Origin of the sequence: Micromonospora sp. NPDC005194, from assembly GCF_040608335.1 — a bacterium.
Taxonomy (GTDB): Bacteria; Actinomycetota; Actinomycetes; order Mycobacteriales; family Micromonosporaceae; genus Micromonospora.
This window is the reverse complement of sequence record NZ_JBEXIA010000011.1, coordinates 63,014-85,264: the sequence shown is the minus strand read 5'-3', so window position 1 is coordinate 85,264 and position 22,251 is coordinate 63,014. Positions and strand designations below refer to the sequence as shown.

The following is a 22,251-nucleotide window of genomic DNA, read 5'->3' as shown; positions in this document are numbered from 1 at the left end:
TCATCCTCACGCGTCGACCTGCTGTCCGGCCCCGCCGTCGAGCACCACCTCGACCCCGGTCCGCACCGGCCCGGACGCGAGCCGACCGGCCGGTGCCGGCTCGGCGGGCACGCCCGCGGCGGCCCCGGTCACGGCCAGCGCGGCGGGCAGTTCCTGTTCGAGGTACTCGCAGATCAGGTGGCTGGTGACGAGATGCAGCTCCTGGACGACCTGGGTGTCTGCCGACGGCACGGCGAGCACCTCGTCGCAGGCGTCGGCGAGCGGGTTGGGAGCGGGCCCGGTGAGTGCCCACGTGGTCAGGCCGGCGTCGCGCGCCGCGTGCGCGGCGGTGAGCAGGTTGAGGCTGGTGCCGCTGGTGCTGAGCAGCAACAGGACGTCGCCGGGCCGGCCGTGGGCGCGGACCTGACGGGCGTAGACATCGCCGTAGCCGTAGTCGTTGGCGATGGCGGTCACCGCGCTGGTCTCGGCGTGCAGGGCGATGGCCGACAGGGGCTGGCGGTCGTCGTGCAGCTTGCCCACCAGCTCGGCGGTGAGGTGCTGGGCCTCGGCGGCGCTGCCACCGTTGCCGGCGACGAGCAGCCGTCCGCCGCCGGCCAGCCGGTGCGCGAGGGCCGCGCCCCAGCGCGCCAGTTGCGGTTCACACCGGCGGTACGGCGCCAGTGCCGCGGCGAGGTTGGTCAGGTGCACGTCGAGCGGGCTGCCCGCCGGCATCAGGCCACCACCCGGGTCGGCCGGCGCACGGCGGCGACCTCGCCGTAGACCTCGGCCAGGCGTTCGGCGGTGACCTGCCAGGAGTAGCGCGACCGGGCCCGCTCGCGCGCCGCCGTGGCGTACCGGAAGCGGCGGATCCGGTCGTCGAGCAGCCGCTGGATCGCGGCGGCGAGGGCCTGCGGATCCCGGGCCGGTACGAGGTCGCCGGTCGTGCCGTCGACGACGGTGTCGCGGATGCCGCCCACGGCGGTGCCGACGACCGGCACGCCGCACGCCATCGCCTCCAGCGGGGTCAACCCGAACGGCTCGTACCAGGGCGCGGCGACCAGCAGGTCCGCCGAGCGGTACCAGCGGCCCATCTCCTCCCGGGGCACCGCGCCGACGAGGTGCACCCGGTCGGCGACCCCGCACGACTCGGCCAGGGCGCGCAGCCTCCGGGCGTACGGGTCGGTCTCCAGCAGCCCCTCGGGCGGACCGCCGACCACCACACACTCGGCGTCGGGCACCAGCGCCATGGCGCGGACCACCGTCTGGAAACCCTTGCGCTCGACCAGCCGGCCCACGGTCAGGATCCGGGCTCGGCCCGGCTCACGGTCGGCGACCGGCCCGAGCGGGGAGAACGAGGCGAGGTTGACCCCGGAGGGCACGACGGTCATCCGGGACCGGGGCACGCCCATCCGGACCAGCTCTCCGACCTCGTCGCGGCACTGGGCGACCACCCGGTCCACCGAGCGGCCCAATTCCCGCTCGTAGGAGATGCGCCGGGCCGGGCTGGTGTCCTGCACGCCCTGGTAGCGGCGCTTGACCGTGCCCAGCGCGTGGTACGTCTGCACCACCGGCACCCCGGTCTGCCGACCGGCGGTCAACGCGGCCAGGCCACTCATCCAGAAGTGCGCGTGGATCACCTCGGGCGTCCAGTCCCCGCCGCGCCACCGCTCGATGAGCCAGCGGCTGAACTCGCGCATGTGCGGCAGCAACGCGTCCTTCGCGACCGGCTCGGCCGGACCGGCCGGCACGTGCACCACGTCGTACCCGTCCGGGGCGCGCACGGTCACCGGCAGGTCGAGGGCGTCGCGGCGGGTGTAGACCCGCACCTCGTGCCCGGCGGCGGCGAGCGCGGCTGACAGCTCGGCGACGTGCGTGTTCTGGCCGCCGGCGTCCTCGCCTCCGAGGATGGCGAGCGGGCTGGCGTGCTCCGAGATCATCGCGATCCGCATACTTCCTCCTCCAGCAGCCGGTCCCAGTCAGCGAGGAAACGGTCGAGGCCGTACCTGTCCCGAGCAGCGGCCCGTGCCGCCACGCCGGCCTGACGTGCGGCCGCCGGCTCGGCGATGAACCGGCGGGCGGCGTCGAGCAGGGTGTCCATCCGGGTGGAGAGCGCCCCCGCCTCCGGTGGCACCGCGGTCACCGCCTCGGTGGTGGCGAGCGCGACGACCGGCATGCCGATCGCCATCGCCTCGATGAGGCTGAGCCCGAGGGAGGTCCAGCGGCACAGGTGCAGGTACGCGCGCCGGCGGGCCAGCTCGGCGTGCATCCGGTCCTGGGGTACGTCGTCGTGGCTGGTGAGCCGGTCGGCGGACAGCCCGAGGTGGTCGGCGAGACCCGCGACGCCCATGCCGAACACGTCCAGCGGTGCGATCTCGGCGAACTCGGGCAGCAGGTCCGTGCCGGTCACCCGGCCCCGCCGCACCGGTTCGTTGATCACCACGGCTAGCCGGTCCAGTTCACCCGTGTACGACACGGTCGGCGCGACGATGCCGTGATCGACCACCCTGGTGCGGGTCGCGCCGGTGTCCCAGAAGATCTGGTTGAACCCGGTGACGTGGGCGACGAGCAGGTCGGCGCGGTCGGCCATCGGGTGGCGGGTGTTCGGCACGTCGCCCTTGGGGGTGTTGTGCTCGACGTAGATGGCGGGCACATCACGCCCGGGGCGCCGCCCGAGCCACTGCTCGGCCAGGTCGATCTCCTCTGGACGTTGCAGGACGACCAGGTCGACGTCGCTGCCGGGCAGGTCGTCGGGGGCCACCTCGACGGCGCTGTCCGGCCACGGGTAGGTGCGGGCCCGGCCGAGGCCGTACGGACCACGGTCGGGTGTGGTGGGGATCAGGTAGCGGTGGCTGCCGTGCACGAAGGACGTGGTCCAGGAGCCGTGCACGTGCCAGAGCAGGATGTTCATCGGTTGCCACCACCGCTGGGCACGAGCGTGCGTACCGCCTCGACCACCTCGGCCGGGTCGAGGCCGCTGAGGCACGGGTGCCCCGGGACCGGGCAGCTGGCCGCCCGGGTGTCACGGCAGGGCGCGCCCGCGTCGCCGAGCCGGACGGTGGGCACCCGGTAGGGCCCCCACTGCCCGAAAGGGACGGTCGGCGCGAAGAGGCTCACGACCGGCACCCCGGCCGCAGCGGCCAGGTGCGCGGGCCCGGTGTTGCCGACCACCACGGCGGCGGCGTCCGCGACGAGTGCGGCCAGCCCGGCCAGGTCGGTCCGGCCGCCCAGGTCGGTGCCGCCCGCCGCCGCGACCCGGGCGGTGACCGTACGCTCGTCGGGCCCGCCGGTGACCAGCACCCGATGCCCGGCGGCGGTCAGCGCCGCGGCGATCCGCGCCGCCAGCTCGGTCGGGCAGGCCCGGCTCGACGCGGCCGACCCGGGGTGGAGCACCACGTAACCGGGGTCACCGGCAGCGGCCGGGCGCAGTGCCACGGTGTCGCCCCGGAGCCGGAGCACGGGTTCGTCGCCGACCGGCAGCCGGTAGCCGGCGGCGGCGGCGAGGGAGAGCGCCCGCTCGGGTTCGGGGACGCCCACCGGCACCCGGTGGCGGATGTCCACCAGGGAGCCCGGGTAGTCGTCGCTGATCGCGGCGATCCGGTTGATCCCGGCCATCCGCAGCAGCAACGCGAGCGGCAGGGCGGACTGGTGGAACGACGTGAACACCACCGCCTCGTCCGCGCCGACGGCGGCGAGACGGGCGGTCAGGCCCCGCATGGCGTCCGGGTCGATCGGCGCCGGCGCGGGGTCGATCCACGGCAGCGGGTGCTCGATGATCTCGTCGACGCCGGGCAGCAGCTCGGCGGCGGCGCGTCCGCGGGGACCGCACAGCAGCACCACCCGCCGCGCGCCGGCCGCGACGGCGCGGATCGCCGGCCCGGTGACGAGCACGTCCCCTGCCGAGTCCGAGCGCACCACCAACGCCGTGCCCACCCGCTCGCCGGCCTCGGCGGGTTGCACGGCCCGCTGGCGGCGCAGGATCTCGTCCACCGCCGAGGGCAGGTCCGCAGCCACCCAGCCGGCGGCGGCGATCTCCTCCGGTCGGGTCACCGGGGTGGGCACCAGCACCCCGGCCGCACCGGCGGCCAGTGCCGCGTCCACGTCGCGGCCGATGTCACCCACCAGCACACAGCGCGACGCGCTCGTGCCCAGCTCGCGGGCGGCGGCGTGCACCAGACCGGGCGCCGGTTTACGGCAGTCGCATCGGTCGGAGTCGTCGTGCGGGCAGACCAGCCAGGCGTCGAAGCCACCCAGCAGCTCCTCCACGCGGGCATGCACCGCCCGCATCTGCTCCTCGCTGAAGTAGCCCCGGGCCAGACCCGACTGGTTGGTCACCACCGCCAGGCGCAACCCGGCGGCCCGCAGCCGGTCCAGCGCCGCCCGCGCCCCCGGGACCGGACGGACCTTCTCCGGGTCGCCGTTGTACGGCACATCCTCGATCAGCGTGCCGTCGCGGTCGAGCAGGACCGCGTCGTACAGGACTCCCCCGGGGGGTTCAGCAGGCCCGTGGCCAGCCCGGCCAACACCGGCGTAAACCCGGGCTGACCTGCGCTGATACGGATCCTCCTGGTCCTGTCGCACAGCCGGCGGGTTCCCGGCGCCCCGAGGAGTAAACGTCGTCGTCGGCGCCGTGGGCCAACGCCGGCGGCGGTGCCCCGGTCGGCCTTACCCGCCGCTTCCGAGAAGCTAACCCGCCGGCCCGTTAACCTCCGTCGCGAGGCGGGTATGGGAGCCCAGTGGCGATAGTGGAGAAAGTAATCGACGCTCCCCCGCAGCGGGTGTTCGACGTGCTGGCCGACGGGTGGACGTACAGCGACTGGGTGGTCGGGACCGCGCACGTGCGCGACGTGGACGACGCCTGGCCACGGGTGGGCAGCCAACTGCACCACCGGGCCGGGCCGTGGCCGTTCTCGTTGCAGGACGCCTCGACGGTGCTGGCCTGCGAGCCGCCGCACCGGCTGGTGCTGCGCGCCGGCCTGTGGCCGGCCGGCGAGGCGATCGTGGCGTTCACCCTGGAGCCGGTCGACGGCGACGCCACCCGCGTCCGCCTCGGTGAGGACTTCGCGGCCGGCCCGCTGCGCTGGATCCGCAACAAGATCAACGACCTGGTGCTGCACCTGCGCAACCGGGAGACGCTGGACCGGCTCTCCGACATCGCCACCCGACAGAAGGGCGCCCGGTGACGGGGCGGACGGTGGTGGTGACCGGCGCGAGCGCCGGTGTGGGCCGCGCGATGGCCCTCACCGCGATGGCCCGCCGCCTGCGCTGAGCGCGCCGCCACCTGCGGCCGGCCCGATCGACGGGGAGCCTTTTCAATCCGGATCGGGCAACTGGCTACCCTCTCAGGTAGCCCTGTCCGCAAACCGAGGATGTCCGACATGATCGAGCCCGTCCAACTGCCGTCGCCGTGGCGAGACGCACACCTGACCGTCGTCGTGCCCACCTACAACGAGGCGGGCAACCTCCCGGCGCTGGTCGAGCGGCTGCTCGCGCTGCCGCTGCCGGGCCTGCGCATCCTCGTCGCCGACGACAACTCCCCCGACGGCACCGGCGAGGTGGCCGACAAGCTGGCCATCGAGTATCCGGAGCGGATCGAGGTGATGCACCGGGCCGGCAAGGAGGGCCTGGGCCGGGCGTACGTCGACGGGATGAGCCGGGCTCTCGAGGGCGGCGCCGAGTTCGTGGCACAGATGGACGCCGACCTGTCGCACCCGCCGGAGGCGCTGCCGGGGATGCTGGGCGCGCTGCTCTCCACCCAGGCCGGCGTGGTGATCGGCTCCCGGTACGTGCCCGGTGGCGAGCTGGACGAGAACTGGCCGCTGTACCGGCGCGCGCTCAGCGGATGGGCGAACCTCTACGTGCACACGCTGCTGCGGGTGCGCATCCGGGACCTGACCGCCGGCTTCAAGATCTGGCGGGCCGACGCGCTGAAGGACATCGGCCTGCACCGCGTGCAGTCCAACGGCTACAGCTTCCAGGTCGAGATGCACTACCTGGCGACCAAGCTGGGCCACACGATCCTGGAGGTCCCGATCCGCTTCGAGGAGCGGCGCGACGGCGTCTCCAAGATGACCACGGCGACCAAGGTCGAGAGCGCGCTGATGCCGTTCCGCCTGCGCAGCAAACACCGCAACATCACCAACTGACCCCGCCCCCAGCGGTGATCAAGAGGTTTGCGTCACCGGCGAGCCGGAATCTGACGCAAACCTCTTGATCACCGCATCAGGTCGGGGGGTAGACGGCCCGGTGGGCGGTGGCGACCGCCGCCGCGTAGGCAGCGCCGGTCAGGGCACGGTCGCGGGCCAGGGCCGCGCGGGCCGCGTTCGCGCCCGGTGCGCCGTGCACCCCACCGCCCGGGTGCGCCGACGAGCTGGCCAGAAAGAGCCGGTCCACCGGGGTGTCCGCCCGGCCCAGGCCGGGAATCGGGCGCAGGAACAGCTGCTGGTACGCGGCGGCGGTGCCCCCGCCGAGCGCGCCCCCGACCAGGCTCGGGTCGCCCTTCTCCAGCTCGGCGGGCCCGGCCACGTGCCGTCCCACGATGAGCTGCCGGAAGCCCGGGGCCGCCGCCTCCAGCACGTCCTCCATGCGCTGCACGTGCCCAGCGATCTCCTCGGCCCGCCAGTCCTTTCGGAACGGCAGGTGGGTGTACGACCACAGCGACTCGGTGCCCGGCGGTGAGTGGCTCGGGTCGGCCACGGACATCTGCCCGACCAGCAGGAACGGGTCGCGGGGCAGTTCGCCGCGGGCGAGTTCGCCGGCGTAGCGGGTCAGCCCGTCGAGGTCCGCGCCGAGATGCACGGTGCCGGCGCCGGCGACCTCCCGGTTGGTCCACGGGACCGGGGCGGAGAGCGCCCAGTCCACCTTCAGCGTCGAGCCGTCCCACCGGAAGTGCGCCAGGTCCTCGACCAGCCGCGACGGCAGCACCGAAGCCCCGACCAGGTCGAGGTAGAGGGCCGGGGCCGGCACGTCGGCGAGGACGGCCCGGCGGGCCCGCCACAGCGCGCCGCCCTCGGTGCGGACGCCCATCGCCCGGCCGCGCGCGGTGAGCACCCGGTCGACCCGCGCGCCGTAGAGGATGCGGCCACCGCGCTCGGACAGGCGGGCCACCAGCGCGTTGGTGATCTGCCGCGCGCCGCCGTCGGGCACCGGCCAGCCGACCTGCTGGCCGAGCATGGCCAGCAGCCAGCCGTACACGCCGGAGCCGGCCTCCTCGGGGGACAGATCGGTGTGCAGGGCGCAGCCGGCGAGCAGCGCCGGCCCGCCCGGACCGTCGAACAGCTCGTCGCCGAGCTTGCGCACCGGCACCACGAGTCGGCGGGCCAGCCGCAGGGCGCCCGCGACCCGCAGCCGGCGCAGCAGGCCCAGGCCGCCGCGCACCGGGGGGAACGGCGTGGTGATGGTGGTGAGCATCGGCTCGGCCACGTCGAGCCAGTCGGTGTACGCGTTCAGCCAGCGCTTCCCGTCGCCGGGGGCGAACTGCTCCAGCGAGGCGGCCGTGACGTCCGGATCCCGGTTGATCACCGCCGCCCGGCCGTCGGGCAGCAGGTGTGCCAGCACGTCCGGGGCGTGCCGCCAGGACAGCCCGTACCGGCCCAGGTCGAGGCCGTTCAGCACCGGCGAGGCGTACCCCAGGGGGTAGAACGAGCTGTAGAGGTCGCTCAGGTAGCCCGGGGCGGTCACCTCGGCGGACTGCACCGCGCCGCCGGGTACGGCGGTCGCCTCCAGCACCACCACGTCCCAACCGGCGTCGGCCAGCAGGTTCGCCGCGACCAGGCCGTTGTGCCCGGCGCCGACGACGACGGCGTCCGCGCTCTGCGCGCCGGTGGTAGTCACCCGATCCGCCTACCCGGCGCGCAACCGGGCGAAACGCGTTTGTCTCGCCCGGGCCGGGGCATCCAGCGCCGCATGTACACGGTTGCGCAGCTGGTGGGCGGGGTGTGGGGCGCGGGCGGGGCCGGCGGCGAGCTGGTCGTCCACGATCCGGCGGACGGCGAACCGGTCAGCTCCGTGCCGGTCGCCACGGCCGACGAGGTCGGCAAGGCGGCCCAGGCGGCGCGGGACGCGACCGCGCAGTGGGCGGCGACCGCGCCGGCGGAGCGGGCGGCGGCGCTGCACCGGGCCGCGGACGCGGTCGCGGCCGTCACCGACGAGCTGGCGGCGGCGGTCACCGCGGAGATGGGCAAGCCGCTCGCGGACGCCCGCGGCGGCGTCGAGGCGGGTATCGGCACCCTGCGACAGTACGCGGAGCTGGCCCCGCTACGCGGCGGGCGGACGTTGAACGGCGCGACTGACGCGGTGGACTTCATGACGCCCCAGCCCCGGGGCGTGGTCGCCGTCATCACCCCCTGGAACGACCCGGTGGCGGTGTCCTGCGGACTGCTCGGCGCGGCCCTGGTCACCGGCAACGTGGTGCTCTACAAGCCCAGCGAGCGAACGCCGGCGACGGGTTGGCTGCTGACGCGCGCCCTGGACGCGGCGCTGCCGGCCGGGGTGCTGTCCCTGCTCACCGGTGGTCCGGAGGTCGGCGCGGCACTGGCCACACAGGACGTGGACGTGGTCGCGCACGTCGGTTCCACAGCCACCGGGCGGAAGATCGCCGCCGCCGCGGCCCGTACCGGCGTGAAGGTGCTGCTGGAGAACGGCGGCAGCGACCCGTTGGTCGTCGACGCGGGTGTCGACCCCGACTGGGCGGCGGAGCAGGCCGCGCTCGGGGCGTTCGCGAACGCCGGGCAGATCTGCGTCGCGGTGGAACGGATCTACGTACACCGGGAGGTGGCCGACGACTTCGTGGCGGCGCTGGTGCGGCGGGCCGGCGCACTGCGGGTCGGGCCGGGTCGGGACCCGGGCACCGAGCTGGGCCCGCTCGTCGACCGGCGGCACCGCGACCACGTACACGGGCAGGTGAGCGCGGCGGCGGCGGCCGGCGCGCGGGTGCGTACCGGTGGTGAGGTGCCGGACGGGCCCGGGGCGTACTACCCGGCGACCGTGGTCACCGACTGTCGGCACGACATGGTGCTGGTACGGGAGGAGACGTTCGGGCCGGTCGCCCCGGTGGTGGTGGTCGACTCCTTCGACGAGGCGCTGACCTGCGCGGCGGACTCGGAGTACGGGCTGGCCGCGACGGTGCTGACCGCGTCGATGAGCCATGCGCAGCGGGCGTGGCGGGAACTGCCGGTGGGCACCGTGAAAGTCAACTCGGTGTTCGGCGGGGCGCCCGGCGGTGCCGCGCATCCGCGCCGGGCCAGCGGGCAGGGCTTCGGGTACGGCCCGGAGCTGCTGGACGAGTTCAGCGCCACGAAGGCGGTGCACATCGAGGCGCCCGGCGGCGGTCACTGGTGAACGCTACGGGCGGACGCCGGGGTGGCGCGTCCGCCCGTACCGCGCTGTTCGTGGGTCAGTCGCCGCGAGCCTTGCGGGTGGCCCGGTCGTTGGCCTCCTCGATGGCCGTGACCAGCTCCGGCTTGGTCATGCTCGACCGACCGGGTACGTCCAGCTTGCGGGCCACCGACATGAGGTGGTCCTTGCTGGCGTTGGCGTCCACCCCACCGGCGGTGGGTGCGCGCCGCTCCGGGCCGCCGCCAGCGGCCTGCCGGTCGCTCGGGCCCTTGCGGCCCTTCGGCTCCCAGTGGTCGCCCACCTTCTCGAACTGGTGCTTCACCGCCGCGAAGGCGGTGCGGTGCGACCGCTCGCCCTCGCCGTAGGTCTCCACCGCCGAGTCGTGTGTCTTCTCCCAGGTGCGCTGCGCCTTGTCCGGGGAGCGTCGCAGCGTGCTGGGCAGGTCCTCGCGCCCGGGCATCTCGTCCTCCTCCGTGTCGACAGAATCACTGTCACCGTTCCCCGCGGGCGGGGTGGCAAACGCGTCGCGGGCGGGGCCGCACCACGGCGGCGTCGGCCCGGGTTTGTCGATTTCCCGCTTCGGGTACCGGCCGGGCCAGGCCCGACCGGATGACCGGTCATCCGGTGGCCGGGGAACAGGGAGCGGGCATGACGACCACGGAGCCCGGTACGACGCGCGCCAACACGCCGGGTGCGCCGGTGCCCCGGCGGATGCGGCAGCTGAGCTGGCGGACCTGGCGCGGGGTGCTGGTGCGCAGCGTGACGAACTTCGTCAACGACAACTGCTCCGACTGGGCCGCCGCACTCACCTACTACGGGGTGCTGGCGCTCTTTCCGTCCGCCATCGTGGTGGTGGCCCTGGTCGGTCTGGTCTCCGACGGCGAGCGGACCCTGGACACGGTTGTCGACCTCGCCAAGCAGGTGGGTGCCGGATCGGTGGTGGCTGACAAGGACGGCGGCGTGGTCGGGGTGATCCGGGCCGTGGTGGTTCAGCAGAGCAACGTGAAGGTGCTGCTGAGTTTCGGTCTGCTCGGCGCGCTGTGGTCGGCGTCGGGCTTCATCGGGGCGTTCACCCGTGCCTCCAACGCGATCTACGGGGTGACCGAGGGTCGGCCGGTCTGGAAGCTGCGGCCGGTGCAGATCGGCTTGGCCGCGGTGACGTTGGTGCTGCTCGCGGTGGTCGCCCTCGCGCTGATCGTCAGCGGCCCGGTCACCGACGCGGTCGGCGACCTGATCCACGCCGGCGGCCTGGCCCGGACGGTGTGGAGCGTGGCGAAGTGGCCGGTGCTCGCCATAGTCATGGCGGTGCTGCTGTCCCTGCTGTTCTGGATCGCCCCGAACGTGCGCCAGCCCCGCTTCCGCTGGCTCACCCCCGGCGGCGCGGTGGCCCTGGTCTCCTGGGCGGCGGTCTCCTTCGGCTTCGGCCTCTACGTGGCCAAGTTCGCCTCGTACAACACGACGTACGGGAGCCTGGGCGCGGCCATCGCGTTCCTGGTCTGGCTCTACCTGTCCAACTCCGCCCTGATGCTCGGGGTGCAGATCAACGCCGAGGTGCAGCGCGGCCGGCAGTTGCAGGCGGGCGAGAAGGACCTCCAGGAGCCGATTCTGCCGCCGCGGAAGGCCGCCGACTCCTAAGCGCCGGTTGTCCGCCCGGATGTCCGGCCCGGGGGCCGGTTCGTGACGCGGTGCCGGTTTACCGGGCGGGGTGCCGGGTAGCGCAGAAGGCATGGAGCGTGGCAACAGCAAGCACGGACCGAGGATCGACGAGCAGATGAGCCAGGAGGTCAGCGGCCTCGTGCAGGGGCCGGGGACCGGTGGCTCTCGGGTCGACGAGTCCCGGGTGCCGGAACCGGCCGGCGAGGACCAGCCGGAGACCACCACGGCACCGGCGGGCGACCTGCGCACCGGCACGCCGCAGGGGATGAGTTCCACCGACGTCGAGCAGCGCAGCCGGCTCGGCCGGTTCATCTCCATGAGCGCGCTGCCCGGCGACCGACTGGTGCTCATCGCCAGCGCCCGGGAGAACGAGGCGCCCGACGACATCGTGGCGGCGCTGGAGCGGCTGCCCGAGGGCACCGAGTACCAGACGGTCTCCGAGGTGTGGGCCGCGCTCGGCAACAAGAACGAGACAACTCGCTGGTGAGCAGGATCGTCCCCCGATCCGGCCATCACCCGCGACCAGAGGAGGGTTCCTGATGAGTGGCGTCACCGAACACGTCGAGGTTTCCGTACCCGTAAGCACCGCGTACGACCAGTGGACGCAGTTCGAGGAGTTCCCCCAGTTCATGGAGGGCGTGCAGGAGGTCCGGCAGCTCTCCGACACGATGACTCACTGGACGGTGGACATCGCCGGCGTGAAGCGCGAGTTCGACGCCGAGATCACCGAGCAGCTGCCCGACGAGCGGGTCGCCTGGCGCTCCACCGGCGGCACCCAGCAGGCCGGTGTGGTGACCTTCCACCGCCTGGACGAGGGCAAGACCCGGGTCACCCTCCAGCTCGAGTTCGAGCCGCACGGGGTGGTCGAGCAGGCCGGCGACAAGCTCGGCATCGTCGACCGGCGGGCCAAGGGCGATCTGGAGCGGTTCAAGACGTTCATCGAGCGGCGCGGTCAGGAGACCGGCGCCTGGCGTGGCTCGGTGGACCGCCCGCAGCCGTGAGCCCGCGAACCGACCGAGGATGGCCGCCGGAGTTCCCGGCGGCCATCGTCGTGTCTCGGGCCGGCTGGTACCCGTTTGCGATCATCGCGCCCGGGTACGGCTGAAGTCATGACGGACGACAGGGTGTGGCGCGACGAGGAACGGCTTCCGCTGGAGGAGTTGGAGCGCGCCGTGGCGGGCTCCAGCATCGACGGGCAGGCCGACGACGTGACCGGCAACGACGCCGGTGAGGAGGCCGCCTTCGGGCACGGGCCCGCGGCGGCCGACCGAGGCGGAGAGGCCGAGGGCGCCGGGCGGGAGCCGACCGACCCGCAGCGCGCCTACCGCCCGTCGACGACCGGCCGGACCGGACCGGACAACGGATAGTCCGCGTCGGGCAGAGCGGCCCGGGACTGGGCCGGCGCCCCGGACGCGGCGGGCTCGGACGCGGCGGGCCCGGCCGCTGCGAGCCCAGACGCATCGGAGCCGGGGCCGGGCTGCTCCGGCCCGCTCCCGGCGGCGGGCCGGCGGGCGCCCAGTTCGTAGAGCACGATCAACGCAAGCGCGAGCACCACCAGGGCCGGGCCGAGCACCTGCACCGACACGTTGCTGATCAGCACGCCGAGGCCTGTCGGGACGAGCGCCGCGCCGACACCGGCGGCACCGATCTGCAACCCGATGGCCCGGTCCGCGTGCGCCGCGCCGACCCGGTCGGCGGTGGTGAGGGTGAGCAGGGGGAACACCGGCGCGGCGGCGAACCCCAGCACGACCAGGCCGAGCACGGCCAGCACGGCCGACCCGGGCACCGCTATCAGCGCCGCACCGAGGGCCATGCCGCCCAGGCTGACCCGCAACACCAGCCGGGGCCCCAGCCGCTCGGCGACCACGCCCTGGACCACCCGGCCGACGAAGAGGCTGCCCCAGTACGCGGAGACGCAGCCGCCCGCCACGGCGGCGCTCAGGCCGCGCCCCTGGGTGAGCAGCAGGAACGCCCAGAGTCCGGCGGACACCTCGATGGCGACGTACAGCGCGAAGGCCAGTGCCCCGGACCAGACCGCCGGCAGCCGCAGCGTGGCCAGGACCGGCACCCGGACCGCGGGCGCGGCGTCGGTCGTCCCCACGCCCGGCTCGGGAGCGGGAGCGCGGCGCTGCCACGCGCGTACGGTGAGCGCGAACGCGGTGGCGAGAGCGAGTTGGGCGCCGGCCACGATGCCGTACCCCCACCGCCAGGCCAGCCCGGCGCTGAGCGCCGCCGTCATGATCAGTGGCCCGATCGCCACGCCGAGGCCGAAGAAGGCGTGCAGCCAGTTCATGTGTCGCGGGCCGAAGGCCCCGGCGGCGTACGCGTTGAGCCCGGAGTCGATCGCACCGGAGCCCAGCCCGAGCACCAGCGCGCAGCCCACGAGCACGGCCAGCCCGGGGCTCACGGCGTAGCCGGTCAGCGCCAGGCTGGCCAGCAGGGTGCTGCCGGCGAGCAGCGCGCCCACGCCGAGGCGGGCCAGCGTGAACCCGGCCAGCACGCTGGAGGCGAGATAGCCGACCGTGCCGGCGGTGAGCAGCAGTCCGACCGCCTCGGTGGGTACGCCGAAGTCCGCGCGGATCGACGGCCAGCCGACGCCGAGCAGTCCGTCGGGCAGGCCGAGGCTGACGAACGCGAGATAGGCCAGCAGGAGCAGCGTGGCGCGGGGCGGCGCGGGCGAGGTGGACACGGGACCCCATCCTGCCGCAGCGCACCTTACCGGCGGCGGGAGCCGCCCGTGCGCCGCGACAAGAACTGGTGTCCGGACGGTTGAGAATGCGGACAGCTCAGCCAGAATCGGCCGATCGGAGGACGGCAAAGGGGCCAGTTCGCGTAAGAATTTCGGGATGCATCAAGGCTTCGGAATCCTCTCCACGCGTCAGCGCCGCCTCGCCTGGCTCGGCTTCCTGCTCGCCGCGCTGCAGGCGCCCGTGTCGGCCTGGCTCGTCTCCGACGAGTCCTGGCTGTTCAGCGTCTGCGTCGCGCTCATGGTGGCCACCGTGATCATCGCCGACGACGCCGCCCGGCGTCGGCCGGCCAACGCGACCAGCGACTAGCCCTCGCCGACCGGCCGGGCCTCGTGTCCCGGTCGGCCCCGGGTGCGGCGGCGCTCCTTCATCTCCGCCTCGAACAGATGGCGTCGCCCGCCCACCAACTCGTCACGGGCCTGCCGGTCCAGTTCGCGGAACAACGCGTGGTAACCGTCGTCGAAGTCCTCGACGATCTGGAACGTCCACCGGCCGGCGATCACGTTGCGGCCGAGCAGTTCGGCGTCGATCCGTTCGGCGATGTGTGGATGTCCGGCGGAGCGGAACTGCTCCACCGCGTCGTCGAGCATCAGGTCGGCGTGCCCGATCAACTGGTGCAGCGAGTACAGGTGCCCACGGGCCCGTTCCACGCACTCCAGCGCCTCGCTGAGCTTGCCCAGCGCCGCGACCGTCTCGTCGCTCACCCCAGCCGGCCGCCGGTGCCGCTCGTCCGGCCCGTCCGTCGGTTCCCCCATCGGTGCCTCCCTGCTGTCCGCCGCACCCGGCGCCGTCCGTGCTCTGTGCCGGGCTGCGCCGTCCCTCTCCTGCTGCCCCGTCTGTGCCGGATCAACCCCCGCGGCCAGCCCGACTCGTCCGGTGGCACAACCGACACCCGCCGAGCGGCCGAGGCCGGTCCCGTGACCGGTCGGTTAGCCTCGGTCACCATGCGTGTGCCGTTCAACCGGGTCGCCTCCCGGACCGCCGTCGACTCGGCGCGGTCGACCCTGGCCGCCCTCACCGTCTCCGTGGGCACCGCCGGCCTCGCCGCCGCCGCCGCGCGTCCCGGACTGCTGGCGCTGGTCGACCAGCACGCCGCAGCCGTGCGGGACAGCCTGGACGGCGACCGGCGGCCGTTGACCGCCGCGACGCTCGCCGGCTACGCCGAGGGGGTACGCGAGGCCGCCCTGGAGCACGGGTGGACGCCGCCGCGGGGCCCGGTGGACTGGAGCGAGCCGGAGTGGCCGCTCACCCGGCTCGTCGCCGTCTGCGCGCTGGCCCGTTCGCTCGGCCGTTCCTGACCCACCCGGTCACCCCGTACGACTCGCGACGCGGAGAGGGCGCCCGCGCAACGCGGACGCCCTTTCCCTCACGATCGTGCCGTCGCGCCCCGCTACGGGCGGTACTGCTGGGTCTCGTCGGCCGCACCGGACTGGTACGTGCCGCGCCCACCGGACATCGTCGACTGCTCGTCGACCCGGGGCATGGCCTGGGTCCGGTCGCCGCCACGGTCGGCCATCTGCCGCTCCATGTCGCCGCGCCCGGCCGAGGTGGCCCGCCGATGCTCCTGCACCGCCCGGGCTTCCTGGGCGGCCCGGTCGAGCCAGCCGTCCCAACGTTTCTGCATCGGCTTCACCAGACCACCGCCGACGCCGACGATCAGGATGCCGGCGACCGTGGCGAGCACCGCGATCAGCACCGGAGTGGTGACCGTGGTGGCGATACCCACCTGGTTCAGCGCGGCGATCACGCCGAGCGCGATGATGAAGATCGCCGTCAGGTCGGCCAGGACCTTGCCGTACGAGAGCCCGCCCAGCGCCCCGGTGACCAGATCGCGGGCGGCGTTGGCGATCGCGGCCGCGATCACCACGATGACGATCGCGACGAACGCGCGCGGCAGCCAGGCCACCACACCGCTGATCAGGTCACTGATCGCGTTGGGCCCCCAGACTCCGAAGGCGAACTGCAGGGTGAACAGCAGGACGGCGTAGTACGCCAACCTGGCCAGGATGTCGCTGGCGTCGTACTTCGTTCTCTCCAGTGCCCGTTTGATGCCTCCGCGTTCGACGGCCTCGTCGAAATGCACCCGTTCCAGCACCGCATCCACGATCTTGAGGACCGCTCTGGCGATGATCCAGCCGACCACGAGGATGACGATGAAGGCCACTGCCTTCGGGATGAAGAGCAGCACCGACCTCCAGGTGTCGGCGATGGCATCGCCGATGTCGGCCTGCCGAACCGCGAGGGTTTTCAGCATGATGTCCCTCCTGTCGCATGGACTGCGCCGGGGGCATACCCGGCCACCGGTGCGGCAGTCCGTGTGGCTCCCTGCCATTTTTCCGACAAGTCGTCAAACAGGGGTCCTGACCTGCCCTAACAGTCACCCCGCCGGGGCCGGCCGCGACCCGCGCACATGATCGGATGCGGCTGGCCGACGGCCGGCTAGGCTGCGAACATGCCAGGAACGGTCGGGCGAGTCCCCACGCCAGCAATCCCGGTCCCCGGCGAATCCACCGGGCCCGGTGCGGCCGCCGTGCTCGCCCACGACTGGTCCGCCACCGCCCTCGGCCCGCGCGAGGGGTGGGATCCGGCGGTCCGGGCCGTGGTCGAGCTGATCCTCGCCTCGCCGATGCCGATGGCACTGGCGTACGGCGACGACCTCGTCCTGCTCTACAACGACGGCTATGCCGAGTTGTTGGGCAGCAAACACCCCGCTGCCCTCGGTCGACCGGCCGCCGAGGTGTACGCCGAGATCTGGTCGCTGCCCGGCTTCGGTGACGTGATCGAGCGCGCCTACCGGCAGGGCGTGCCCTTCCTGGAGAAGGAGTCCACGCTCCCCCTGATCCGGGACAGCTCCGGGGTGGTCGAGCAGGTGGTCTTCACCCGGGGTCACTCGGCTGTCCGCGACAGCGCCGGGCAGATCGTGGGAATCCTGACGGTGGCCGCCGAAACCACCCACGTGACCGAGCAGTTGCAGAGCCTCAGCGAGGTGGCCGCCGCGCTCGCCGGCACCCTCACCCTCGACGACGTGGCCCGGGTCGCGCTGCGCCACACCATCACCACGTTCGACGCCGACCGGGTCTCGTTCGTGGTCGACGAGGGTGGCGGTGGCTGGCGGATGGTGCGCCGGGTCCGCGGCGAGCTGATGGACGAGGCCGACGAGCGGTTGCCGCCGCTGTGGCGGCGGACGCCGGCGGACTGGCTGGGCCCGGTCGCGCTCGCGGCCCGCTCGGGCGAGTCGTCGTTCACCCGTGACGGGCAGCCGCTGCGCGAGACCGCCGTGGACCGCCACGACCAGAAGATCCGGTCGATGGCCGTGCTGCCGCTGGGCACCTCGGTGATCCGGGGTGGGTTGACGGTCGGCTACCAGGTGCCGCACTCCTGGTCGGCGGCCGAGCGGGCGCTGCTGGCCGCCTCGGCGGAGCTGATCGGTCAGGCCGCGGAGCGGGCCCGGCGGTTCGAGACCCAGCACGGCACCGCCCAGTTGCTGCAACGCAGCATGCTGCCGGAGCACCTTCCCGACCTGCCCCGGCTGCGGATCGCGGCCCGCTACGACCCGGGGGTGGACGGCAACGCGGCCGGCGGTGACTTCTACGACGCGTTCCTGCTGCCCACCGGCGCGCTCGGCGTGGTGCTGGGCGACGTCGCCGGGCACGACGTGCAGGCCGCGGCGCGGATGGGGCAGGTGCGGGCGGCGCTGCGGGCGCTGGCCCTGGCCGACCCGGCGCCGGACGCGGTGCTGGCCGGGCTGGACCGACTCGTGGCCAGCCTCGGCGTGGAGGCCGGCACCCACGAGCTGTTCGTCACCGTGGCGTTCGGGGTCATCGACGCCGAGCGCCGGGAGCTGACCCTGGCCAGCGCCGGTCATCCCGCCCCGCTGATCCGCCGCTGCTCCGCGGACGGCCGGTCGCACGCCGAGTACGTGGACCTGCCGGCCGGTCCCCCGCTGGGGCTGGGCGGGCGCCCGACCACCGTCACGGTCGCATTCCCTCCCGGCGACACCCTGCTGTTGTTCAGCGACGGCGTGGTGGAGCGGCGGCGGCAGAGCCTCACCGCCGGGCTGGACGCCCTCGGCGACGCCGTGGCCAAGGCCGGCACCAGTGATCCCCGCGCCCTCTGCGCGGTGGCCACCGCCGCCGTGTCCGGCGGCACCGAGGACGACGTGGCCGTGCTGGCGGTCGAGCACGCGCTCAAGCCGAGCCGGTCGGCGGCGATGGAGGTGCCGGCCGAGCCGACCGCGCCCAGCCGGGTCCGACACTGGATGACCGGCCAGCTCACCGAGTGGCAGGTGCCCGAGTCGGTGATCGGCGCGGCGGTGCTGTGCACCAGCGAGCTGACCACCAACGCGCTGCTGCACGCCGGCACGGCCGCCCGCGTGGAGATCGATCTCAGTCCGGAGCGGCTGCTGGTCTCGGTCGCCGATTCCGGCACCCGGGGCACCGTGACCCGGGCCCGCACGGACACGTTGAGCAGTCGCGGGCGCGGGCTGGGCCTGATCGAGGAGCTGAGCGACGCGTGGGGCACCGATCCGTCGGTGCGCGGCTCGACGGTCTGGTTCGAGATCCTCGTCCCGCCGGCCGAGCCGCGCTGAGGTCGACCGGCGTCGCCGAACCCGGACGAATCAGCCGACCGCCGAACGGGTAGGAGTGCGCCCATGGCCACCGAAAAACCCCACGGGGTGCTCTTCGACATCGACGGGACGCTTGTCGACACCACCTACCTGCACACGGTGAGCTGGTGGGAGGCGCTGCGCCAGGCCGACCACCCGGTGCCGATGGCGACCGTGCACCGCTCGATCGGGATGGGCTCGGACAAGCTGCTGGACCACCTGCTCGGCCCCGAGCGCGACCGCGACGACGACCCGAAGCTCCGCGAGGCGCACAACACCCTGTACACCGAGTACTGGGAGCGGCTGACTCCGCTGCCCGGGGCGGCGGACCTGCTGCGGGCGTGCGCCGAGCGGGGGCTGCGGGTGGTGCTCGCCACCTCCGCCGCGGAACACGAGGTGGGTGCGCTGCGCCGGGCCCTGAACGCCGACGACGTGGTGGACACCATCACCTCCTCGGCGGACGCGCAGGAGAGCAAGCCGGCACCGGACATTCTCGAGGCGGCGCTGGAACAGTCCGGGCTGCCCGCCGAGCGCGTCGTCTTCGTCGGCGACTCGGTCTGGGACGTCGCCGCGGCCGGCAAACTGGACATTCCCTGCGTCGGGTTGACCTGCGGCGGCACCAGCCGGGGGGAACTCGCCGGCGCCGGCGCGGTGGCGGTGTACGACGACCCGGCCGCGCTGCTGGCCGAGCTGGCGGATTCCCCGCTCATCCGGCCGAGGTGAGACTCACTCCGGTTCACCGGGGCGCACACGCATAGCCGGAAGTCTTCCGGGGCATGGTCTGTGGCCACCTGCCCGCGCCGCGCGGGTGCGGCGAAAGGGTGGTGTCCGTGGAGCCGGTAGACGTCGCGTTCGCGCTTGTGGGCCTGGGCGCGCTGCTCGCGGGCATCCTGCCCCGGGTGTTGGAGCGCCGCCCGTTGTCCATGCCCATCGCGTTCCTCACCCTCGGCATGCTGGTCTTCCTGCTGCCGGTCGGACTACCGACACCGGACCCGCTGGCCCACCCCGAGCTGACCACCCACCTGACCGAGATCGGGGTGATCGTCGCCCTGATGGGCGCCGGGTTGAAGATCGACCGGCCGTTGAGCTGGGCCCGGTGGTCCTCCACCTGGCGGCTGCTGGCCATCGCGATGCCGTTGTGCATCGCGGCGGTGGCGCTGCTCGGGTGGTGGTGGGCTGGCCTGGTGCCGGCCGCGGCGCTGCTGCTGGGCGCCGCGCTGGCGCCGACCGATCCGGTGCTCGCCGCCGACGTGCAGGTCGGCGAGCCGACCGATGTGGAGGACTCCGAGGACGAGGTCCGTTTCGCCCTGACCTCGGAGGCGGGCCTCAACGACGGTCTGGCGTTCCCGTTCGTCTACGCGGCCATCGCGATCGCCTCGACCAGCCTCGCCCCGCGCGCGTGGGTGGCCGAGTGGTTCACCGTCGACGTGCTCTGGAAGGTGGGCGTCGGTGTGGGGGGCGGCCTGCTCATCGGCTGGCTGCTCGGCAAGCTGTTCTTCCGGGCGCCCAGCGAGCTGCGGCTGGCCCGGCACGCCGAGGGTTTCCTGGCGCTGGCCGCCACCTTCCTGGCGTACGGGCTGGTGGAGGTGGCCGGCGGGTACGGCTTCCTGGCGGTGTTCGTAGCCGCGCGGGCCATCCGGGCCGCCGAGCGGACCCACGAGTTCCATTCGGTGCTGCACGACTTCGCCGAGCAGGTCGAGCGGTTGCTCACCCTGGTGTTGTTGCTGCTGCTCGGCGGCGCGATCGTGGGCGGTCTGCTCGCCCCGCTGACCTGGCCGGCGGCCGCCGTCGGGCTGGCGCTGGTCTTCCTGATCCGGCCGGCCGTCGGCTGGTTGTCGCTGCGCGGCGCGCCCGGCCGGCCGGCCGAGCACTGGGTGATCTCGCTGTTCGGCATCCGCGGGGTGGGCTCGTTCTACTACCTGGCGTACGCCACCACGAAGGCGGACTTTCCACAGGCGGAGCTGTTGTGGGCGACCGTCGGGCTGGTGGTGCTCGTCTCCGTGGTGGTGCACGGCGTCGCGGCGACCCCGGTCATGCAGTTGCTGGACCGCGAGGGTGAGCGGACGGAAGACCCGTCCGAACCCGAGGCCCGGCCGGTCGCCGCCGCCGGGCACCCCTGAGGAGTGGGCAGCGGCGTTCAGCCGAGGCGGGCGGCCAGCGCGCGACCGAGGTCGCGGCCGGAGCGCCAGGCGCTCTGCACGCGGGGCTTGCCGAACGCGTCGCCGGCCAGACCGATCCCGTCGGCGTCGAGGTGGTGGGTGTTCCCGGTGAGGTCGCCGGCCGGCTTGGCGTACGTCCAGCGGTGCACGTGCACGTCGGTGGCCGCCTCGGCCAGCCCCAGCAGGTCCCGGACGGCCTGCTCGATCGCCGGTCCGGCGCCGGAAGGCTGGGCCAGGTGCCGGGCGGCGAACTCCGGCACGGTGTGCGCCACCAGCACCGGCGCGTCGTCACCGCGCCGGTCGCCGTCGTCGCAGATGAGCGAGAGCACCGGATGGTCGTTGACGAACGCGCCGTGGAAGTGCGGCCAGCGCCGGGACGGGAAACGCAGCACCGCGGCCAGGGCCGGCCACCAGGTCTGCTCCTGCACGACCCGGGTGGCGTCGGCCAGGGCGGGATCGAGCAGCAGGGCGGCCTGCGGCCCCGGCATGGCCAGGGCGACCGCCGCGTACGGCTCGCCGTCGACGGCCGGCCCCGGCTCCACGGCGAGCACCAGCCGGTCGACGGTCACCGGCACCGCGCCGGCCAGGTGTTCGACAAGCGACCGCAGCCCGCGTGGCGCGGCGTAGCGCAGCGGACCGGGCACGTCGTGGCGGCCGTTGGTGTCGTACGACCAGAAGGTGTCGGTCCACTCCCGGACCAGGCCGGCGGCACGCCACTCGTCGACCACGGCGGCGAAGTCCGGGTCGCTGGCGGTGAAGTACGCGGCGCCGATGTCGGCGGGGCGGCCGTCGAAGCGTTTGCTGGCCATCCGGCCGCCGCAGACGTGCCCCCGTTCACGGACCTGAACCGGCACCCCGGCCCGGCCCAACTCCACCGCGCAGGCCACCCCGGCGATGCCCGCCCCGACCACCGCCACGCCCGAGGAGTTCACGCTCATCCGTTGATCGTAGGTGCCGACGGTCGCCACGGATGGGCATGAACCGGCGGTGATCGGGGTACTGGCACACCTGTTCGAAGAGAGGGTGATGATGATGACGGACCACAGCAACGACCAGGCCGACCCGCGCGGCGCGATCAAGGACCCGGACGAGTGGGTCACCGGCGACGAGCCGCCCACCGCGGCCCAGGAGTCGTACCTGGCCACGCTGGCCCGGGAGGCGGACGCGACGCTGCCGGACGACCTGACCAAGGCCGAGGCGTCCAAGCGGATCGACGAACTGCAGGCCGAGACGGGTCGCGGCCAGTAGCTCGGCGGTCAGGGGCGCGGCAGGGTGTGCAGCCGGACCCGCGTCAGTCGGGCCTGGGTTGTCTCGGCCTCCAGATAGGTGGCGTGCGGCTGGGATCGGCGGTCGGTGGGCGACCCGGGGTTGAGCAGGCGCAGCCCACCGGGCGCCACGCTGTCCCAGGGGATGTGCGAGTGCCCGAAGACCAGCAGGTCGACGTCGGGAAAGCGGGCCGCGCACCGCTGCTCCCGGCCGGTACGGGGGCCGGTCTCGTGCACCACGGCGACCCGTAGCCCGTCGAGGTCGACGCGGGCCACCTCCGGCAGCCGGGCGCGTAGCGCCGGGCCGTCGTTGTTGCCGTACACGCCGATCAGCCGCCGCGCGCGGGCGGTCATGGCGTCCAGCAGCGACTCGTCGACCCAGTCGCCGGCGTGCAGGACGACGTCCGCCGCCTCGATCGCCGTCCACAGCGGCCCCGGGAGGTCCCGGGCCCGCTTGGGGAGATGCGTGTCCGCCGTGAGCACCAGCCTCATGCCGGCATCATCCC

General features: G+C 73.8%; 24 protein-coding genes. 13 read left to right on the top strand and 11 right to left on the bottom strand.

Features of this window, described 5'->3' with window-relative positions; genetic code table 11:
* Positions 1–6 precede the first annotated feature (6 nt).
* Genes ABZU53_RS12175 through ABZU53_RS12160 form a run of 4 tightly spaced genes read right to left on the bottom strand, consistent with a single transcriptional unit; the run spans position 7 to position 4,455 of the window.
* Positions 7–714: an SIS domain-containing protein gene (locus ABZU53_RS12175; protein ID WP_354861001.1), complete on the bottom strand. Its 708-nt coding sequence runs from the start codon at positions 712–714 to the stop codon at positions 7–9.
* On the bottom strand, positions 711–1,928 hold the full coding sequence (locus ABZU53_RS12170; protein WP_355065646.1) for a glycosyltransferase: 1,218 nt from the start codon (positions 1,926–1,928) through the stop codon (positions 711–713). Before ABZU53_RS12170 ends, ABZU53_RS12175 begins: the two co-directional genes overlap by 4 nt.
* Positions 1,913–2,887 (bottom strand): glycosyltransferase, encoded by a 975-nt coding sequence (locus ABZU53_RS12165; protein WP_355065644.1) that lies wholly within the window; start codon positions 2,885–2,887, stop codon positions 1,913–1,915. Before ABZU53_RS12165 ends, ABZU53_RS12170 begins: the two co-directional genes overlap by 16 nt.
* Complete coding sequence (locus ABZU53_RS12160) at positions 2,884–4,455, bottom strand: HAD-IIIA family hydrolase (RefSeq protein WP_355065773.1); 1,572 nt, start codon at positions 4,453–4,455, stop codon at positions 2,884–2,886. Before ABZU53_RS12160 ends, ABZU53_RS12165 begins: the two co-directional genes overlap by 4 nt.
* A gap of 257 nt (positions 4,456–4,712) precedes the next feature.
* On the opposite strand from ABZU53_RS12160, the gene ABZU53_RS12155 reads away from it, so the two are divergent.
* Complete coding sequence (locus ABZU53_RS12155; protein ID WP_355065642.1) at positions 4,713–5,159, top strand: SRPBCC family protein; 447 nt, start codon at positions 4,713–4,715, stop codon at positions 5,157–5,159.
* Positions 5,160–5,354: 195 nt separating this feature from the next.
* The gene (locus tag ABZU53_RS12150) at positions 5,355–6,122 is read left to right on the top strand and encodes a polyprenol monophosphomannose synthase (protein WP_007458081.1); all 768 of its coding nucleotides are present in this window, start codon (positions 5,355–5,357) and stop codon (positions 6,120–6,122) included.
* 76 nt (positions 6,123–6,198) lie between these two features.
* On the opposite strand, the gene ABZU53_RS12145 is transcribed toward ABZU53_RS12150, so the two are convergent.
* A complete protein-coding gene (locus ABZU53_RS12145; RefSeq protein WP_355065640.1) occupies positions 6,199–7,809 on the bottom strand; it encodes an NAD(P)/FAD-dependent oxidoreductase in 1,611 nt (536 codons plus the stop codon).
* A 72-nt stretch (positions 7,810–7,881) separates the two neighbouring features.
* Here ABZU53_RS12145 and ABZU53_RS12140 point away from each other — a divergent pair, with 72 nt between their 5' ends.
* A complete protein-coding gene (locus ABZU53_RS12140; RefSeq protein ID WP_355065638.1) occupies positions 7,882–9,315 on the top strand; it encodes an aldehyde dehydrogenase family protein in 1,434 nt (477 codons plus the stop codon).
* A gap of 55 nt (positions 9,316–9,370) precedes the next feature.
* Here the strand turns inward: ABZU53_RS12140 and ABZU53_RS12135 are convergent, their stop codons facing one another.
* Positions 9,371–9,772 carry a ChaB family protein gene (locus tag ABZU53_RS12135; protein WP_355065636.1) on the bottom strand — a complete coding sequence of 134 codons (402 nt, stop codon included), beginning with the start codon at positions 9,770–9,772 and terminating at the stop codon, positions 9,371–9,373.
* A 188-nt stretch (positions 9,773–9,960) separates the two neighbouring features.
* On the opposite strand from ABZU53_RS12135, the gene ABZU53_RS12130 reads away from it, so the two are divergent.
* The 4 genes from ABZU53_RS12130 (at position 9,961) to ABZU53_RS12115 (ending at position 12,335) form a co-directional block, all read left to right on the top strand.
* Positions 9,961–10,947: a YihY/virulence factor BrkB family protein gene (locus ABZU53_RS12130; protein ID WP_355065634.1), complete on the top strand. Its 987-nt coding sequence runs from the start codon at positions 9,961–9,963 to the stop codon at positions 10,945–10,947.
* Positions 10,948–11,038: 91 nt separating this feature from the next.
* Positions 11,039–11,455 (top strand): DUF2795 domain-containing protein, encoded by a 417-nt coding sequence (locus tag ABZU53_RS12125; RefSeq protein WP_354860120.1) that lies wholly within the window; start codon positions 11,039–11,041, stop codon positions 11,453–11,455.
* A gap of 52 nt (positions 11,456–11,507) precedes the next feature.
* On the top strand, positions 11,508–11,969 hold the full coding sequence (locus ABZU53_RS12120) for an SRPBCC family protein (protein ID WP_354860122.1): 462 nt from the start codon (positions 11,508–11,510) through the stop codon (positions 11,967–11,969).
* Positions 11,970–12,077: 108 nt separating this feature from the next.
* A complete protein-coding gene (locus tag ABZU53_RS12115) occupies positions 12,078–12,335 on the top strand; it encodes a hypothetical protein (RefSeq protein ID WP_354860125.1) in 258 nt (85 codons plus the stop codon).
* Here ABZU53_RS12115 and ABZU53_RS12110 read toward each other — a convergent pair.
* Positions 12,290–13,657 carry an MFS transporter gene (locus tag ABZU53_RS12110; RefSeq protein ID WP_355065632.1) on the bottom strand — a complete coding sequence of 456 codons (1,368 nt, stop codon included), beginning with the start codon at positions 13,655–13,657 and terminating at the stop codon, positions 12,290–12,292. The genes ABZU53_RS12115 and ABZU53_RS12110 overlap by 46 nt on opposite strands.
* Positions 13,658–13,814: 157 nt before the next feature.
* Here ABZU53_RS12110 and ABZU53_RS12105 point away from each other — a divergent pair, with 157 nt between their 5' ends.
* On the top strand, positions 13,815–14,024 hold the full coding sequence (locus ABZU53_RS12105) for a hypothetical protein (RefSeq protein WP_355065630.1): 210 nt from the start codon (positions 13,815–13,817) through the stop codon (positions 14,022–14,024).
* On the opposite strand, the gene ABZU53_RS12100 is transcribed toward ABZU53_RS12105, so the two are convergent.
* On the bottom strand, positions 14,021–14,470 hold the full coding sequence (locus ABZU53_RS12100) for a hypothetical protein (RefSeq protein WP_355065628.1): 450 nt from the start codon (positions 14,468–14,470) through the stop codon (positions 14,021–14,023). The genes ABZU53_RS12105 and ABZU53_RS12100 overlap by 4 nt on opposite strands.
* A gap of 189 nt (positions 14,471–14,659) precedes the next feature.
* Between ABZU53_RS12100 and ABZU53_RS12095 the strand changes: the two genes are divergently transcribed.
* Positions 14,660–15,013 carry a DUF6401 family natural product biosynthesis protein gene (locus ABZU53_RS12095; RefSeq protein ID WP_355065626.1) on the top strand — a complete coding sequence of 118 codons (354 nt, stop codon included), beginning with the start codon at positions 14,660–14,662 and terminating at the stop codon, positions 15,011–15,013.
* Positions 15,014–15,105: 92 nt separating this feature from the next.
* Here the strand turns inward: ABZU53_RS12095 and ABZU53_RS12090 are convergent, their stop codons facing one another.
* Positions 15,106–15,969, bottom strand: a complete 864-nt coding sequence (locus ABZU53_RS12090; protein ID WP_355065625.1) for a hypothetical protein — start codon at positions 15,967–15,969, stop codon at positions 15,106–15,108.
* Between the two features lie 198 nt (positions 15,970–16,167).
* On the opposite strand from ABZU53_RS12090, the gene ABZU53_RS12085 reads away from it, so the two are divergent.
* From ABZU53_RS12085 to ABZU53_RS12075, 3 genes are all read left to right on the top strand, one after another.
* Entirely contained in the window at positions 16,168–18,303 is a 2,136-nt protein-coding gene (locus ABZU53_RS12085) for a SpoIIE family protein phosphatase (RefSeq protein WP_355065623.1), read from the top strand.
* 63 nt (positions 18,304–18,366) lie between these two features.
* Positions 18,367–19,044, top strand: coding sequence for an HAD family hydrolase (locus ABZU53_RS12080; protein WP_355065621.1), 678 nt, complete (start codon positions 18,367–18,369; stop codon positions 19,042–19,044).
* A gap of 107 nt (positions 19,045–19,151) precedes the next feature.
* On the top strand, positions 19,152–20,441 hold the full coding sequence (locus ABZU53_RS12075) for a cation:proton antiporter (RefSeq protein ID WP_354860143.1): 1,290 nt from the start codon (positions 19,152–19,154) through the stop codon (positions 20,439–20,441).
* A gap of 17 nt (positions 20,442–20,458) precedes the next feature.
* On the opposite strand, the gene ABZU53_RS12070 is transcribed toward ABZU53_RS12075, so the two are convergent.
* The gene (locus ABZU53_RS12070; RefSeq protein WP_355065771.1) at positions 20,459–21,397 is read right to left on the bottom strand and encodes an FAD-dependent oxidoreductase; all 939 of its coding nucleotides are present in this window, start codon (positions 21,395–21,397) and stop codon (positions 20,459–20,461) included.
* 112 nt (positions 21,398–21,509) lie between these two features.
* On the opposite strand from ABZU53_RS12070, the gene ABZU53_RS12065 reads away from it, so the two are divergent.
* Positions 21,510–21,728, top strand: coding sequence for a DUF3072 domain-containing protein (locus tag ABZU53_RS12065; RefSeq protein ID WP_354860183.1), 219 nt, complete (start codon positions 21,510–21,512; stop codon positions 21,726–21,728).
* 8 nt (positions 21,729–21,736) lie between these two features.
* Here ABZU53_RS12065 and ABZU53_RS12060 read toward each other — a convergent pair whose 3' ends face one another.
* Positions 21,737–22,237, bottom strand: a complete 501-nt coding sequence (locus ABZU53_RS12060) for a metallophosphoesterase (protein WP_355065620.1) — start codon at positions 22,235–22,237, stop codon at positions 21,737–21,739.
* Positions 22,238–22,251: the final 14 nt, after the last annotated feature.

Coding starts and splice junctions, on each gene's coding strand:
- ABZU53_RS12065 (WP_354860183.1), top strand. CDS start 21,510: ATGATGACGGACCACAGCAACGACCAGGCCGACCCGCGCGGCGCGATC.
- ABZU53_RS12090 (WP_355065625.1), bottom strand. CDS start 15,969: ATGCTGAAAACCCTCGCGGTTCGGCAGGCCGACATCGGCGATGCCATC.
- ABZU53_RS12130 (WP_355065634.1), top strand. CDS start 9,961: ATGACGACCACGGAGCCCGGTACGACGCGCGCCAACACGCCGGGTGCG.
- ABZU53_RS12100 (WP_355065628.1), bottom strand. CDS start 14,470: ATGGGGGAACCGACGGACGGGCCGGACGAGCGGCACCGGCGGCCGGCT.
- ABZU53_RS12085 (WP_355065623.1), top strand. CDS start 16,168: ATGCCAGGAACGGTCGGGCGAGTCCCCACGCCAGCAATCCCGGTCCCC.
- ABZU53_RS12170 (WP_355065646.1), bottom strand. CDS start 1,928: ATGCGGATCGCGATGATCTCGGAGCACGCCAGCCCGCTCGCCATCCTC.
- ABZU53_RS12060 (WP_355065620.1), bottom strand. CDS start 22,237: ATGAGGCTGGTGCTCACGGCGGACACGCATCTCCCCAAGCGGGCCCGG.
- ABZU53_RS12115 (WP_354860125.1), top strand. CDS start 12,078: ATGACGGACGACAGGGTGTGGCGCGACGAGGAACGGCTTCCGCTGGAG.
- ABZU53_RS12150 (WP_007458081.1), top strand. CDS start 5,355: ATGATCGAGCCCGTCCAACTGCCGTCGCCGTGGCGAGACGCACACCTG.
- ABZU53_RS12095 (WP_355065626.1), top strand. CDS start 14,660: ATGCGTGTGCCGTTCAACCGGGTCGCCTCCCGGACCGCCGTCGACTCG.
- ABZU53_RS12105 (WP_355065630.1), top strand. CDS start 13,815: ATGCATCAAGGCTTCGGAATCCTCTCCACGCGTCAGCGCCGCCTCGCC.
- ABZU53_RS12120 (WP_354860122.1), top strand. CDS start 11,508: ATGAGTGGCGTCACCGAACACGTCGAGGTTTCCGTACCCGTAAGCACC.
- ABZU53_RS12080 (WP_355065621.1), top strand. CDS start 18,367: ATGGCCACCGAAAAACCCCACGGGGTGCTCTTCGACATCGACGGGACG.
- ABZU53_RS12165 (WP_355065644.1), bottom strand. CDS start 2,887: ATGAACATCCTGCTCTGGCACGTGCACGGCTCCTGGACCACGTCCTTC.
- ABZU53_RS12125 (WP_354860120.1), top strand. CDS start 11,039: ATGGAGCGTGGCAACAGCAAGCACGGACCGAGGATCGACGAGCAGATG.
- ABZU53_RS12135 (WP_355065636.1), bottom strand. CDS start 9,772: ATGCCCGGGCGCGAGGACCTGCCCAGCACGCTGCGACGCTCCCCGGAC.
- ABZU53_RS12140 (WP_355065638.1), top strand. CDS start 7,882: ATGTACACGGTTGCGCAGCTGGTGGGCGGGGTGTGGGGCGCGGGCGGG.